Source organism: Maricaulis sp. (genome assembly GCF_048268525.1).
In the GTDB taxonomy this organism is placed as follows: Bacteria; Pseudomonadota; Alphaproteobacteria; order Caulobacterales; family Maricaulaceae; genus Maricaulis.
This window is the reverse complement of record NZ_JBLWVH010000030.1, coordinates 23,977-37,684: the sequence shown is the minus strand read 5'-3', so window position 1 is coordinate 37,684 and position 13,708 is coordinate 23,977. Positions and strand designations below refer to the sequence as shown.

The 13,708-nt window shown below is 63.5% G+C and carries 13 protein-coding genes and 1 pseudogene; 3 read left to right on the top strand and 11 right to left on the bottom strand.

Annotated elements, in window-relative coordinates:
* From ACN0X9_RS13665 to ACN0X9_RS13655, 3 genes and pseudogenes are all read left to right on the top strand, one after another.
* Positions 1–418, top strand: a pseudogene (locus ACN0X9_RS13665) (hypothetical protein); the annotation flags it as partial.
* A gap of 54 nt (positions 419–472) precedes the next feature.
* Positions 473–1,255: a class I SAM-dependent methyltransferase gene (locus ACN0X9_RS13660; RefSeq protein ID WP_417488120.1), complete on the top strand. Its 783-nt coding sequence runs from the start codon at positions 473–475 to the stop codon at positions 1,253–1,255.
* Between the two features lie 116 nt (positions 1,256–1,371).
* On the top strand, positions 1,372–1,770 hold the full coding sequence (locus tag ACN0X9_RS13655; RefSeq protein WP_417488119.1) for a hypothetical protein: 399 nt from the start codon (positions 1,372–1,374) through the stop codon (positions 1,768–1,770).
* Positions 1,771–1,790: 20 nt separating this feature from the next.
* On the opposite strand, the gene ACN0X9_RS13650 is transcribed toward ACN0X9_RS13655, so the two are convergent.
* From ACN0X9_RS13650 to ACN0X9_RS13600, 11 genes are all read right to left on the bottom strand, one after another.
* The gene (locus ACN0X9_RS13650) at positions 1,791–2,480 is read right to left on the bottom strand and encodes an LON peptidase substrate-binding domain-containing protein (RefSeq protein ID WP_417488118.1); all 690 of its coding nucleotides are present in this window, start codon (positions 2,478–2,480) and stop codon (positions 1,791–1,793) included.
* Positions 2,481–2,528: 48 nt separating this feature from the next.
* Complete coding sequence (locus tag ACN0X9_RS13645; RefSeq protein WP_417488117.1) at positions 2,529–3,044, bottom strand: DUF1993 domain-containing protein; 516 nt, start codon at positions 3,042–3,044, stop codon at positions 2,529–2,531.
* 179 nt (positions 3,045–3,223) lie between these two features.
* Positions 3,224–3,613, bottom strand: a complete 390-nt coding sequence (gene csgH / locus ACN0X9_RS13640; protein ID WP_417488116.1) for a curli-like amyloid fiber formation chaperone CsgH — start codon at positions 3,611–3,613, stop codon at positions 3,224–3,226.
* 71 nt (positions 3,614–3,684) lie between these two features.
* Positions 3,685–4,197 carry a curlin-associated protein gene (locus ACN0X9_RS13635; RefSeq protein WP_417488115.1) on the bottom strand — a complete coding sequence of 171 codons (513 nt, stop codon included), beginning with the start codon at positions 4,195–4,197 and terminating at the stop codon, positions 3,685–3,687.
* A gap of 217 nt (positions 4,198–4,414) precedes the next feature.
* A complete protein-coding gene (locus ACN0X9_RS13630; protein WP_417488114.1) occupies positions 4,415–5,074 on the bottom strand; it encodes a hypothetical protein in 660 nt (219 codons plus the stop codon).
* Positions 5,075–5,184: 110 nt separating this feature from the next.
* Positions 5,185–6,078 carry a hypothetical protein gene (locus ACN0X9_RS13625; RefSeq protein ID WP_417488113.1) on the bottom strand — a complete coding sequence of 298 codons (894 nt, stop codon included), beginning with the start codon at positions 6,076–6,078 and terminating at the stop codon, positions 5,185–5,187.
* A gap of 148 nt (positions 6,079–6,226) precedes the next feature.
* Complete coding sequence (locus ACN0X9_RS13620) at positions 6,227–6,994, bottom strand: cell wall hydrolase (RefSeq protein ID WP_417488112.1); 768 nt, start codon at positions 6,992–6,994, stop codon at positions 6,227–6,229.
* A 224-nt stretch (positions 6,995–7,218) separates the two neighbouring features.
* The gene (gene ppdK / locus ACN0X9_RS13615; protein WP_417488111.1) at positions 7,219–9,891 is read right to left on the bottom strand and encodes a pyruvate, phosphate dikinase; all 2,673 of its coding nucleotides are present in this window, start codon (positions 9,889–9,891) and stop codon (positions 7,219–7,221) included.
* A gap of 10 nt (positions 9,892–9,901) precedes the next feature.
* Entirely contained in the window at positions 9,902–12,148 is a 2,247-nt protein-coding gene (gene glyS, locus ACN0X9_RS13610; protein WP_417488110.1) for a glycine--tRNA ligase subunit beta, read from the bottom strand.
* A 17-nt stretch (positions 12,149–12,165) separates the two neighbouring features.
* The gene (locus ACN0X9_RS13605) at positions 12,166–12,627 is read right to left on the bottom strand and encodes a GFA family protein (RefSeq protein ID WP_417488109.1); all 462 of its coding nucleotides are present in this window, start codon (positions 12,625–12,627) and stop codon (positions 12,166–12,168) included.
* Positions 12,628–12,811: 184 nt separating this feature from the next.
* A complete protein-coding gene (locus ACN0X9_RS13600; RefSeq protein WP_417488108.1) occupies positions 12,812–13,702 on the bottom strand; it encodes a glycine--tRNA ligase subunit alpha in 891 nt (296 codons plus the stop codon).
* Positions 13,703–13,708 lie beyond the last annotated feature (6 nt).

Here is a 13,708-nt window from a genome sequence, read left to right as displayed (position 1 = left end):
GGTCTCCTATACCGACCAGCCGCAACGCCGCGATGCCGACCTGCCGCGGACAGACACACCCCTGATTGCCCGCAAGGCCGGGCCGGCCCGTCAACCGGCTCGCTTGAACACGGGTCCCGAAAAGCCGGGCCAACCGGCAGTGGACACACCCGCTCCCGCCTCGCCGCTGGGTGGGTGTTGCAGCGGGGCGGCGCCCCCCAATTCGCCGCCCCCGCTGCCCGGCCCCGACGCCCCGCTGGCCTTTCGCGCCAGCGTCCGCCTGACCGCCGAGCAGAAACGGCGACTGGGCACTGTCTCGGTGCAGATGAACTGGTCACAGCAACGCATTCTCGCCATCGCCCTGGATGAATGGCTGGACCGGCTGTGCGCGTCGGAGATGAAGGATTGTGCCTGCCTGAAAGCGCGCAAACCGGATTGACCCCTTGCCGGGCTGCGGCCGGGGCGCTATCGCCCCTCATCGGGAGGCCCGGCCATGAATGTGCACGACCATAATCGCGACGCCTGGAACGCCGAGAGTGAGAGCGGGACCAGCGAATGGTGTCAGCCGGTCGATGCGGCCACCATCGCCGCGGCGCGAAGCGGCGACTGGTCGATCATCCTGACGCCCAACAAGGCGGTGCCACGCGACTGGTTCGGTGACATTGCCGGCGCCCGTGTGCTGTGCCTTGCCAGTGCGGGCGGCCAGCAGGCGCCGATCCTCGCCGCTGCCGGAGCCGAGGTGACCAGCGTCGACCTGTCCCCGGCCCAATTGACCAAGGATGCCGAAGTGGCGGCACGCGAAGGCCTGGCGCTGACCACGGTCGAGGCCGACATGACCGATTTCGCTGATGCGGTGGGCGGCGGCTATGATCTGATTTTTCACGCGACCTCGAACGTGTTCGCCAGCCAGCTTGCCCCGGTCTGGCGTGATTGCGCCGCTGTGCTGAAGCGCGGCGGCCGTCTCCTGTCCGGCTTCATGAACCCGGACTTTTTCCTGTTCGACCATGATGATGTGGATGCGGGGGGCCCTCTGATTGCCCGCTACAAACTGCCCTTCCGGGCTGTGCGCGACCTGCCGACCGAATTGCACGAGGCCCGCATCCGGAACCGCGAGGCACTGGAATACTCGCACAGCCTCCAGGACCAGATTGGCGGTCAGATCGAGGCCGGATTTTCGATCGAAGGCTTCTACGAGGACAGATGGTCCACCGAGGCGACTCCTCTAGACCCGTTCATGCCGACCAGCTTCGCAACACTTGCCCGAAAGACACGATAGCTACCCGAATATGCATCGCTGCTCTGTTCAGGATTTGCCGGAAATTGGTCAAGCGGCCTTATTCTTGGCATGATTGACGCGATAACCGCCCCTTCTGCGAACAAAAGGGAGAGCGCGTGGCCCAGGCCTATTCCATGGAAGGCTTTGAAATCCGGATCGACGGCCATGTGCTGGAGATGCGGACAGAGGGAACGCGTACGGCTGCAATGGGTCGCGACCCGGGGCGGTCCTTCCAGTCATTCATGGCCAATTCGGATATCGGCGGTATCGTGTTCGATGTCCGCGGCGCGCAGTACGAATTTACCGACTTCGAGTGGGAAGAGCGGGCACGGGTCCTGGCCCGGCTCTGTCATCATGTCCCGACCGCGATCATATGCCGACCGGACCAGACCGGTCAGGTCGCCCGGATCACCGAACAAATTGACGCGCGAGGTGGGGTGGCGCTGGCCTGTCGCTCGCGCCAGGCCGCACGCACCTGGCTCGACAGTCGAGTCCCTTCAAACGTCACTGGCTGACTGGTCGGAAGGATCGGGACCTAATGCAAGGTCCCACCTGTGTGCCCGCCATTGCCGACATCCAGCAATGCCTGCATCAGCCGCAGTCGCTCTGCCGGCCCTTGTGCCTCCAGCAAGGCCTGGCGGTCAGCTGAGGGAAACGGTGCCGACATTGACAGCTGGTCGACCAGTTTCGCCAGCGGCGCAGCCTGCAGACTGCACCAGTCAGCCGTCAGGTGTTCGGCCTTGAACCAGGCCTGGAGCTTTTGCAGGAATGCCTCGCGATCACCCTCGAGCTCACCTCGGGGCAGTCGGTCCTCGGCGAAGGGCCCATAGTCTGCCTTTGCGACCCGATAGGGCGTCTGACGGTCCAGTTCAGCGGCGAGGCGAAAGCGCGACACACCGACCAGGCTGATCAGATAGCGGCCATCACCGGTTTCCTGCCATTGCTTGAGGCGCCCCGCCGTCCCGGTTGCGGCCAGGGCCGGACGCTCCGGGTCACTGCCTGACCGCGACTGGATGATCCCGAGGTGGCCGCCACCATTGCGCACATCATCAAGCATGTTGAGATAACGCGGCTCGAACACGTTCAGCGGCAGGATTTCACCCGGAAGCAGGATCGCGCCCTGCAACGGAAAGAGCGGCAGCTCGTCAGGAAGGTCGTGTGGTTGGCTCATGCCTTGGAAGTAGGGCTGGACCGGGACAATGCCAAGGCCGGACCGGTCGGGCATGCGGCAGATGCGGCCCGACCGGTACAATGTGCCTTGTGATCGCGCCGACTAGCCGGTGCCGATGCCCATCATGTCTGCCTTGCCCACCGGAACGCCGAGCTGACGCAGGATGTTGTAGGCGGTCGAGGCGTGGAATAGCGCATTGGTCAGGACGAAATTCTGCAGGTAGGCCTGACGTGGCAGGGTCATCTCGCGTTCACGGCCGGCCGGAAAGGTAATGTCGGCGTGCGGATCCGCGTCGATGGCGGCCGTGTCCAGCGCCCAGACCGCCTCGCGGGCCTTGGCGATGCGGGCCCGCAGATCGGCGAAACTGGTTTCGTCATCGGCGATCGAGATGGGGTCGACACCGGCCAGGCGCGACATGCCGCGGACAGTGAAGTCCGATACCAGCTGCACCTGGCGGGCAAGCGTGAACATGTCTGGCGTCAGTCGCCAGTTGAGCCAGACACCATCTTCAACCTCCTTGCTGCGAGCGTGCGCCTCGCCTTTGGTCAGGATGATGTCGAGGGCGCGGTAGACCTGGTCCAGCTGGGTTCGGGCCACGGATGACAGGGTCAGGCTCATTCAGGTATCTCCCCATTGATTGGTGAAGCTCAGATGGGGAGCCGCGCGAACCAGGGCAAGGCATCGTCAGCCCGGTCGTACAGCCGGGACCGGGTACAGGCCGACCGGGACCCGCTGGGCGGCGTCCCGGTCGCGCTGGATCCGGTATCGCTGGCAATCCGCGACGGGTTTTCAGTCTGTCAGGCTTCCTGGCCCCAGCGACAGAGCAACTCGCCTTGCGGGCTCCAGGTGGAGAGCCGGGCATTGAAGTCCGTCTCCATGTCCAGGGTGATGTCGGACAGGATGACGGCGCCTTCGCCGAGGGCATCGATATCGCCGCCCTGGTAGATGTCGAACGAGCCGCCGCCCGTGCGCTGGGTGATGATCATGTCCCAGCTGGCGCCAGCGTCGGGCGCGCTCCAGGCCGTGACCACCAGGCCATCGACGGTTTCGGTCAGGTCAATGCCGCAAGCCGGGCCGGACCCGAGCTGGGCCATTCGCGCCTCGGCTGGCGCTTCGTCCACCTCGACGGCGAACCAGATGCTGGCGAGAGCCGCCAGAGAACTCAAGGAAATCAACTTAATCCCCATATCAGCCTCCTAGGCTGGGGGCGGCCCGGTCGGCGCAGCGGCAGAGTGCCGCTGCGCCAGGCGGGGTCGTCCTAGTGGTCGCCCTGGATGATCAGGGTCACATTGCCAGAACCGGTCTGGCGGAGATTGGCAGAGTTACCATTGCCGACCTGGATCACACCGGCGGCATTGTTGTTGCCGTATTGATCGGTCACCGCGGTGTTGTTGCGGCCCATCTGGGACACACCAACGATGTTGCGACGGCCCGTCTGGATGTTCGACGCGTAGTTGTTGCGGCCTTGCTGACCGACGACCGCGTCATTGTTGCGGCCAAACTGGTCGACATGGGCCTCATTGTAGCGGCCGTTCTGGCCGACCGTGGTGCCGTTGCGGGCACCGTCCTGGATGACCGTGACATACTGGCGTTCACCGCGCTGGTTGATCACCATGCTCTGGCGGTAGCCCGACTGGCGGCCGGCGATATCGTTCTGGTAGCCCTGCTGGGCGACCGAGACGCGATTGCGCGATTGCGCTTCAGCTGCACCGACCGTGCCGAGGATGGAAACTGCCGCGAGGGCGCTGGCAATGAGAAAGCGGGTCTTCATTTTGACTACTCCATTTTGCTGGCCGACGCCCGATGCATCGAAGCCTGTCACCTGTTCTAAAGAGGCCGTGATGAGTGAATGCTGAGGGAGGTATTCATAGTCAGATCAGCTAGGTGAACACGAAGGGCGATTTCGTTCATGTTGTTGGAAACACCAAGAAAAAGGCCCGCCACTGCAAGCAGGGCGGGCCAGTTGGGGGTCAAAGGGTTCAGTCAGGTCAGTCGTAGGTGCACTGTGCCGGACGGGCGGCGCGGAGACGGGCGCATTGCGCCGGTGTCAGACGCATGGAGGCCGGCGGGTTGGCGGCGTTCGCCGCAGCGATTCGCGCTTGCGCCTGTTCGGCCGGGGTCGGCCCGGAGACCGCGACACGGTTCCTGTTCTGCTGAATAACCGGGCGGCTGTAGGTGATCAGGCTCATCGGCATGATATCGACTTGCTGCGTCGAACAGGTCAGTCGGCCTGCCCGGTCATAGACGGCGAGCGAGCCCACCAGCATGGCGTCCTGGCCGAGCTCGGCATCGCGCAATTCGTCCATACCGCGATAGCCGCCGGGCACGACATAGCCGAGTCCGAAACTGCTGCGCGACAGTGCGGTATCGTGAGCACCATTGCTGTTGAAACCTCCGCTGAGGCTCAGATTGACGTCGCTGGTCGGAATCGCCTGGTAGAGGCGAAACACGTAGGAACCGTTCAGCTGGACATCCGCTTTGGGGATGGCAACACCGGATGAGTTGGACAGATAGACTTGGATGCCGCAATCGCGGCCCGGCTGAAGGTCAATCCCGTTCCGGCCCTGGGCCTGGGCAGCAGCCGGCAGGGCGGTTGTCAGGGCGGCGCCCAGGGCGAAGATACTGGCAAAAGCTTTGAGGCGGGTCATGTGCGGCTCCCTTCCGGATGAATTTCCGTTGTGGAGCAGACTTTAGCCGGGCCACCATGAGGCGGGCCTGAGCGGTCGGTTCAGATGCTGTTCATGCCGGCCGGGCCGGATCAACGAGCGGCGGCAGCCCGGGCTGTCTGGGTCGCCTCAACCACCTGGGGCAACAGAATCGCAGCCTCAACCGTGTTGCCAACACCGAGATAATTGACCTGACCAAAGCCCATCGACTTGGCCAGCTTGATCCCCTTGCCGCGATACCCGGCACGGGACGGGTCTGCCATTTCGGCGGTCTCTGCGTCGATCCCGTCGCCATCATCCTGGATGATGAAGGAGAGTATCCGGCCGCCGCGCTGGAACCGCAGGCGCACCCGCCGGTTTTCAAACTCAGCCTCCGCCATGCGCTTGGCGAGTTTCCGGCTCCAATTGCCCTCGGCCAGCCCCTTGGCTTTCTCGGTTGCATCAAAACCCAGATTTCCGTGCTCGATGGCATTGGCGAGCAGGACATAGAGTCCGACCGCTGTTGCACAGGGCCTCGGCGTTGCCCGTGCCAGCAGGATGGCGACATCGCTGGCCTGTTCGCGGGTCTGGATCGAGAACTCCCCGGCCTCCAGTGTCTGTGTAGCCCCGAGGCCGATCCCGGCATCAGCCGGAATCAACATCTCGTTGGCGCGATAGCTGCTCAACCCTTCGATCGCATTGGCAACCGTGCCGGCGTCAGCGTCATGATCAAGAAAAATGTCCGCACCAGCGCGACGCGTTCCGGCGGTAACCAGCAAGGATCGTTGCTTGGGCGCTGCATTCGTGCGCGCCTCGGCGATGCGGCTCGCATGGGCATCATCCGCGACAATGATCGCAACCGGTCCCTCCTGGTCCATTGTCGGACCCAGATAGACGGTCATGCCCAGCCCCTTGGCCAGGGCACGCGACAGGATCCGCGTACGGTTGCTGTCGGCCATGCAAAGCCAAAGTCGGTCAGGGGTGTTGCCGGATTGGGCGATCGCCATGCGGTCTCCACGGGAACTTGAAAAGCACTCGGTCAGAACACGCAGACTAGGAACAACACATTAACAATGAATTTGGCGCCGCCAAGGGCGATGCAGCGCCAGCACAGCGGCGGCAGAACACCGGGAGTAAATCAGAGCGTCGCGATGCCTACGCGTCCCGCTCGCGCACAATGCCCGCAGCGCGTTCGCGGCGTGTGGCGAAACGATAGAAGATGTGCGTGCCGATACGGCGCGTGCGCACCAGATTATCGTTCCAGTACGGGTCAACAGCGACGGTGTGATAATGCGTGGCGCGGCGGGTGACGTCGCGGCCGAAGCCCATATAGGCGTGCTGGGCGACCAGTTGCGAGCGACGCCAGGAACGGCCGCGCGGCTCACGGTTCATGGAGCCATCACAGGTAAAGCTGAACTGGCAACCGGTGCGGCGCTCGGCCCCCTCAAAAACGACCCCACAGATCGAACTCGGATAATGCGTGCTTTCGACCCGGTTCATGACAACCTGGGCGACGGCCAGCTGACCGACAAAGCCTTCACTGCGGGCTTCATAATAGATGGCTGTGGCGAGGCAATCGACCTGGGCGCTGATCCCCGCGGCATTTTCGAAGTGCGAGCTGTCAAAGGTGCGCAGGTCATCCAGCGGGCGGGCCGTGAGCACGACTCCGGCATCGCTGTCGGCCTGCAGCATCAACGAGGCAATCCGCAATTGCTCGGGCGCCTGCCAGTCCGAATCGACATCGCCAGCCTGCAGATAGCGCGAGGCCATGGCCTGCCAGATCAGCGTCTCGTCCTGCTGCCGGGCCCGGTCGGAAGCCGAATTCAGGAGCAGCACGGTCAGCGCGCACAGCACCAGGGTCGCCAGCATATGCAATGCTGTCGCCACCTGCTTTTGCTGGCTGCGTGCCGCGTCGAGGTCCATTCGGTCTCCGTATTTCCTGTCCAGCGTCAAGTTCGGCCTTTCACGAATCATGCCGTCCAGCGACCTGATCATCATGACGCGCCGGACCTGAATCCTTCGTGAAACGAGCGCGCCTCTCTATGGGAGGGCAACTTAACGGTCAAGACGCCTGCTTGGTTACAAATAAGAAAATACTCGCCCCTGCCAAGAAGGGCGAGTTTTTCATGCGTGATTCCAATCAGATGCTACTGGCGACGCAAGCGGGCCTGGGCTGCTGCCAGACGCGCAATCGGCACGCGGTATGGCGAACAGGACACATAATCGAGCCCGGTTTCCTCGCAGAAATCGATCGAAGACGGGTCACCACCATGCTCGCCGCAGATGCCCAATTTGAGATTCGGACGGGTCGAACGGCCCCGCTCGGCGGCGATTCGCACCAGATCGCCGACGCCATCGCGATCGAGCGTGACGAAGGGATCCTTCTCGAAGATTCCCGCCTCGATGTACTCGCTGAGGAATTTGCCGGCATCATCGCGCGACAGGCCGAATGTGGTCTGGGTGAGGTCATTGGTGCCGAAGGAGAAGAATTCGGCATCCTCGGCAATCAGGCCGGCCATCAGCGCCGCACGCGGCAGTTCGATCATGGTGCCGATCAGGTATTTCGGCTTGCCACCGCTTTCCTCGGCCACAGCCTTGGCGACCCCGGCGACGCGCGCCTTGAGAATGGCCAGCTCGGCCGGTGCGGCGACCAGCGGGATCATGACTTCAGCGAGCGGCTGGAAGCCGGTTTCCTTCTCGACTGCCACCTGGGCCTCGAAAATGGCCCGCGCCTGCATCTCGTAGATTTCCGGATAGGTGATACCCAGACGGCAACCGCGATGACCGAGCATCGGATTGCTCTCGGCCAGATCCCGTGCCCGCGCCATCAGCTGGTCAGCCGGCAGGCCGGTCGCCTTGGCGACATCGATCACGTCTTCCTCGGTGTGCGGCAGGAATTCGTGCAGCGGCGGATCGAGCAGGCGGATCGTGCAGGGGCGCTCGCCCATGATGCGGAAGATCTGGGCGAAGTCGTCACGCTGCATCGGCAGGATCTTGTCGAGTGCGGTGACGCGACCGTCCTGGTCGTTCGACAGGATCATCTCGCGCACCGCGGCGATCCGGTCGGCATCAAAGAACATGTGTTCGGTGCGGCAAAGGCCGATGCCTTCAGCACCAAACTCGACCGCGGTCTCGCAATCGGCCGGGGTTTCGGCATTGGTGCGGATTTTCATCCGGCGGGCCTTGTCGGCCCATACCATCAGCTTGCCGAAATCACCGGTCAGCTCGGGCTTGATCATCTTGGCCTCGCCCATCAGGACCTGGCCCGATGCGCCATCAATCGTCACCATCTCGCCATGCTTGACGATACGGCGACCGACCGCGAATTGCTTGGCGGCATAGTCGATCTTGATCTGGCCGGCACCGGAGACGCAAGGACGCCCCATACCACGCGCCACCACGGCGGCGTGCGAGGTCATGCCACCGCGTGCGGTGATGATGCCCTCGGCGGCGTGCATGCCGTGAATGTCTTCCGGCGAGGTCTCGATGCGGACCAGGATGACCTTCTGGCCAGCCTTGGCCAGCTCTTCGGCCTCGTCACTGTCGAACACCACCGTGCCCGAGGCGGCACCCGGCGACGCCGGCAGACCGGAGGTCAGCACATCACGCTCGGCCTTGGGATCAAGCGTCGGGTGGAGGAGCTGGTCCAGCTGGGCCGGATCGACGCGCATCACGGCTTCATCGGTCGAGATCAGGCCTTCGGTCGCCATGTCGACGGCGATCTTCAGCGCTGCCTTGGCGGTGCGCTTGCCATTGCGGGTCTGCAGCATCCACAGGCGGCCGCGTTCGACCGTGAACTCTATGTCCTGCATGTCGGTATAATGGCGTTCCAGCTTGTCGAAGACAGCGGCCAGCTCGGCATAGCTCTCCGGCATGGCCGTTTCCATCGACGGATTGTCATCGCCCATCTTGATCCGCATCGCCTCGGTCAGGCATTGCGGCGTGCGGATGCCGGCCACGACGTCCTCGCCCTGGGCATTGACCAGGTATTCGCCGTAATAACCGCTCTCGCCGGTCGAGGGGTCGCGCGTAAACGCCACACCGGTCGCCGAGGTCTCGCCCATGTTTCCGAACACCATCGCCTGGACATTGACCGCCGTGCCCCAGCTGGCCGGAATGTCATGCAGACGGCGATAGGTCTTAGCGCGATCGGTCATCCACGAGCCGAACACGGCGCCAATGGCGCCCCAGAGCTGCTCGCGCGGATCAGCCGGGAAGTCACGGCCCAGCTCGCGCGCGGCGGCGGCCTTGTACTCGGCAACGATATTGACCCAGTCATCAGCGCTCAGCTCGGTGTCGAGCGAATAGTCATTATCGTCCTTGAAACCGTCGAGAATGTCCTCGAACACGCTGTGATCGACCCCCAGAACCACATCGGAATACATCTGGATGAAGCGGCGATAGCTGTCATAGGCAAAGCGGCGATCGCCGGAGAGCTTGGCCAGTCCTTCCGCTGTCTCGTCATTGAGACCGAGGTTCAGGACGGTATCCATCATGCCCGGCATCGAGGCGCGGGCGCCCGAGCGGACCGAGACCAGAAGCGGGTTTGACGGGTCACCAAAGGCCTTGCCGACAGCCGTCTCAAGCTTGGTCAGCGCCGCCTCGACCTGGCCATTCAGCGTGTCGGGATAGGCTTGGTCATTGTCGTAAAACGCCGTGCAGACTGCGGTGGTCAGGGTGAATCCCGGCGGGACCGGCAGGCCCAGCTTGGCCATCTCGGCAAGGTTGGCGCCCTTGCCGCCCAGCAGCTCGCGCATGCCGGCTTCACCTTCACTGTCACCACCGCCAAAGGCGTAAACCCATTTGGTATCTGCAGTCATGAAAGGGCCCCTAGCCTGAAATCTTGTCGAAATCGGCGACGGCGCGAATGGCCGTGCGAATGGCGGACAATAAGAGAAGACGGTTGCGGCGCAACGCAGCGTCCTCCGTGTTAACGGTCACGTCGTCGAAAAATGCATCAATCGGTGCACGGAGCGAAGCCAGCGCTGTCATCGCCGCGGCAAAGTCTTCCGCTTCCAGCGCCGCGGTCGCCGCGGGGCCTGCAGACGCGAGAGCCGCGATCAGCGCGCGCTCGGCCGATTCGGGCGCGTTTGCGAGATAGTCCTCATCCGGCTCGCCGGAAAGATCATCCTCGGACTTGGCGAGAATGTTCGAGGCCCGCTTGTTCCCCGCCAGCAGCGCCGCGCCATCCTCGGTATCGAGGAAGGCCTGCAGGGCGCGGGCCTTGTGGGTGACACGGACGAGATCGTCATCACCGAGCGCGAAGACCGCGTCGATGACATCGTGACGGATGCCTTCGTCACGGAGGTGGACTTTGAGGCGGTCGGCGAAGAAGACGAGGAGGTCGTACGGCGCATCCGCATCGCCGAAGCACTGGTAGGGTACCGCAACAAGATCTTCACTTCCGGCGTCGCGCCACCCAGACAGCGACTTGGCAGCATCCCAATCAGGCGCAGCGCCTCCGCCGCCAGCGCTGCGGTCCAACTGGTCGAACAGGTCTCGGTCATCGTTCCGCGCCGCAACGAGCAAGGCATCGATCAACGCGCGGCCACTCGCCATCTGAAGCGAGTATTTGCCCGGCGCTGATGTCAGAGGGAGACGAAGGTTTCCATCCAGACAAATCTTGATGACCCCCAGCGCCGCACGACGCAGCGCAAACGGGTCCTTGGAACCAGTCGGCTTCTCGCTGATCACCCAGAACGAGGCCAGCGTATCCAGCTTGTCGGCCAGCGCGACGGCCGCCGAGACCGGCGCAGTCGGGACCTCATCCGAAGGCCCCTGCGGCTTGTAGTGATCCTTGATCGCATCCGCGACAGCCCGGTCCTCGCCCTGGTCCAGCGCGTAATAGCGGCCCATCGCGCCTTGCAGCTCGGGGAATTCATAGACCATTTCGGAGACGAGATCGGCCTTGGCGAGGCGGGCGGCCTTTTCGGCCAGGTCCGGATCGGCACCGACGACCGGGGCCAGTTCGCGGGCCAGGGCGGCGACGCGCTCGACCTTGTCTGCCACCGTGCCCAGCTTCTCGTGGAAGGTCACTTTCGACAGCTGTGCGGCCATGTCCGAGAGCGGCGTCTTGCGGTCATTGTCCCAGAAATGGCGGGCATCCGACAGGCGCGCCGAGAGGACGCGGGCATTGCCGGCGGCGATCGCGGCACCGCCATCGGGCGCGACCTGGTTGGCAATGGTGACGAATTTGGAGACCAGCTGGCCGGTCTTGGGATCGCGCACCGCGAAGTATTTCTGGTGCGTCTTCATCGTCAGGGTGATGACTTCCGGCGGCAGGTCGAGGAAGTCCGGATCCATCTCGCCCAGCACCGGCACCGGCCATTCCACCAGGCCGGCGACCTCGGTCAGGAGACCGGCGTCTTCGACCAGTTCAAACCTGGCGTCGCTGCACACCTTGCGCGCGCCATCGAGGATCAGCGCCTCACGGTTGGCACGGTCCAGCAGGACATGCCCCTCGCCTTCCAGCACGGACTTGTAGCCGGCGAAGTTTGAAACCGTGAAAGGACCACGCCCCATGCGGCGATGGCCCTCGGTAACATTCGACGCCGTGATGCCGAACACCTCGACCGGCACGACATCGCCATCGAACACGCACACCAGACGCTGAATTGGGCGGACCCAGCGCTGGGTCTTCTCGCCCTCGCCGAACTTCATCGATTTGGGCCAGGGGAAGGCCTTCATCATGTCGGGGATCGCCTCGGCAATCACCTCGGCGGTGGCGCGACCGGGCTTTTCGATCCTGGCGACCCAGAATTCGCCCTTCTTGTCCTCGCGCTTCTCGCACTGATCCAGCGACGCCACACCGGCCCCGCGCAAAAAGCCTTCCACGGCCTTGTCCGGCGCGCCGACGCGCGGCCCCTTGCGCTCTTCGCTGACATCCGCCGTCTTCACCGGCAGGCCCTCAATCACCAGACCGAGTCGACGCGCACCGGCAAAGGTCTTCAAAGAAGTCCACGCCAGACCGGCCGCCTTGAGCCGGTCGCCAAGCAGTTTTTCCAGGTCGGCCTCGGCGCGCGGTTGCATGCGGGCCGGGATTTCCTCGCAGAAGATTTCAAACAGGAGTTCGGACATTGTGTCGGGCTTTCCGCTCAGGAGGCGTATTCTTGGTCGGCATAACGCTGCATAAGCGCGAAATAACCGTCATCAGGCGGACCTTCATAGATCAGCGCATTACTTTCAAAGATCATCCAGTCCTGGGCCGATTTGACCCAGATATGACCGACGGGTTTCAGCTTTGCACGGTCGTCCAGCGTGCCGGCCTTCAAGGACAGGGCCGGCTTGCCCGCCGTGTCATTGGCAATGCGCGTGCCGCAATCACCGCAGAAATGACCCAGCTTTTTCGACTTGCTTTCGGTCGGAATCGAAAAGGCCGCCACTCCGCCCTTGAGGTATCTGAACCCGTCCCGCGGCACCAGCATGGACATGCCAAAGGCCGAGGAGGATTGCTGCTGGCAGGTCGTGCAATGGCAGCAATACAGCGCCATCGGATTCACCGTGATCTCATAGCGCACCGCGCCACACTGACAGCCACCGCGTAAGGGGAGTTTCATGGGAAGGTCTCCGGGCTCGTCAGGTCCTCGCCCTTGATGGGCGAGGTGGATCGCCCGCAGGGCGAGACGGAGTGGGTGACGGGCGGTTGGAGAAGGAACGCTGCGCGTTTCACTCGATCCGACCCGCCGCTTCGCGCCGGCCCACCTTCCCCATCAAGGGGAAGGACCTGTGTGCGCAAGTTCATCACCCGGCCACCTCCACCAGCGCCCGCTCGCTTTTTACCCAGGCATCGGCGCAGCCCTTGGCGAGTTCGCGGACGCGGGCGATCCAGCTGGCGCGTTCGGCGACGGAGATGGCGCCGCGGGCGTCGACCAGGTTGAAGAGGTGGGAGGCCTTGAGACAGAAATCATAGGCCGGAAGCGGCAGCGGCTTGTCGAGATTGAGCAGCGCCATGCACTGGTTCTCCGCGCCCTTGAACCACTCGATCAGCATGTCGACATCGGCATGCTCGAAATTGAATTCCGAGTACTGTTTCTCGGCTTCCAGGAAGACGTCGCCATAGCTGAGGCCGGCCCCATTGAAGTCGAGATCGTAGACATTCTCTACGCCCTGGACATACATCGCCAAACGCTCGAGCCCGTAGGTCAACTCGCCGGAGACGAGGTCGACATCGAGGCCGCCAACTTGCTGGAAATAAGTGAACTGGCTGACTTCCATGCCGTCGCACCAGACTTCCCAGCCCAGACCCCAGGCGCCGACGGTCGGGTTTTCCCAGTCATCTTCCACGAAGCGGACATCATGCAGGTCGCGATCGATGCCGATGGCATCGAGCGAGCCGAGATAGAGATCCTGCAGGTCAGCCGGGCACGGCTTGAGGAGGACCTGGAACTGGTAATAATGCTGCAGCCGGTTCGGGTTCTCGCCATAGCGGCCATCGCCGGGACGACGCGAGGGCTGGACATAGGCCGCCTTCCAGGGACGCGGGCCGAGCGAACGCAGCGTGGTCGCCGGGTGCAGCGTGCCGGCGCCCACCTCGACGTCATAGGGCTGCAGGATGGCGCACCCCTTGCTCGCCCAATAACTCTGAAGACGGAGGATCAGCTCCTGGAAGGAGGGCGCTTTTTCGACCGTCATGGCATT

What these genes read in the sequence shown, in the direction of transcription:
- glyS (WP_417488110.1), bottom strand. Translation starts at nt 12,148, where the DNA reads ATGTCCGAACTCCTGTTTGAAATCTTCTGCGAGGAAATCCCGGCCCGC.
- ACN0X9_RS13645 (WP_417488117.1), bottom strand. Translation starts at nt 3,044, where the DNA reads ATGAGCCTGACCCTGTCATCCGTGGCCCGAACCCAGCTGGACCAGGTC.
- ACN0X9_RS13625 (WP_417488113.1), bottom strand. Translation starts at nt 6,078, where the DNA reads ATGGCGATCGCCCAATCCGGCAACACCCCTGACCGACTTTGGCTTTGC.
- ACN0X9_RS13605 (WP_417488109.1), bottom strand. Translation starts at nt 12,627, where the DNA reads ATGAAACTCCCCTTACGCGGTGGCTGTCAGTGTGGCGCGGTGCGCTAT.
- ACN0X9_RS13620 (WP_417488112.1), bottom strand. Translation starts at nt 6,994, where the DNA reads ATGGACCTCGACGCGGCACGCAGCCAGCAAAAGCAGGTGGCGACAGCA.
- ACN0X9_RS13660 (WP_417488120.1), top strand. Translation starts at nt 473, where the DNA reads ATGAATGTGCACGACCATAATCGCGACGCCTGGAACGCCGAGAGTGAG.
- ACN0X9_RS13630 (WP_417488114.1), bottom strand. Translation starts at nt 5,074, where the DNA reads ATGACCCGCCTCAAAGCTTTTGCCAGTATCTTCGCCCTGGGCGCCGCC.
- ACN0X9_RS13600 (WP_417488108.1), bottom strand. Translation starts at nt 13,702, where the DNA reads ATGACGGTCGAAAAAGCGCCCTCCTTCCAGGAGCTGATCCTCCGTCTT.
- ppdK (WP_417488111.1), bottom strand. Translation starts at nt 9,891, where the DNA reads ATGACTGCAGATACCAAATGGGTTTACGCCTTTGGCGGTGGTGACAGT.
- csgH (WP_417488116.1), bottom strand. Translation starts at nt 3,613, where the DNA reads ATGGGGATTAAGTTGATTTCCTTGAGTTCTCTGGCGGCTCTCGCCAGC.
- ACN0X9_RS13635 (WP_417488115.1), bottom strand. Translation starts at nt 4,197, where the DNA reads ATGAAGACCCGCTTTCTCATTGCCAGCGCCCTCGCGGCAGTTTCCATC.
- ACN0X9_RS13650 (WP_417488118.1), bottom strand. Translation starts at nt 2,480, where the DNA reads ATGCCCGACCGGTCCGGCCTTGGCATTGTCCCGGTCCAGCCCTACTTC.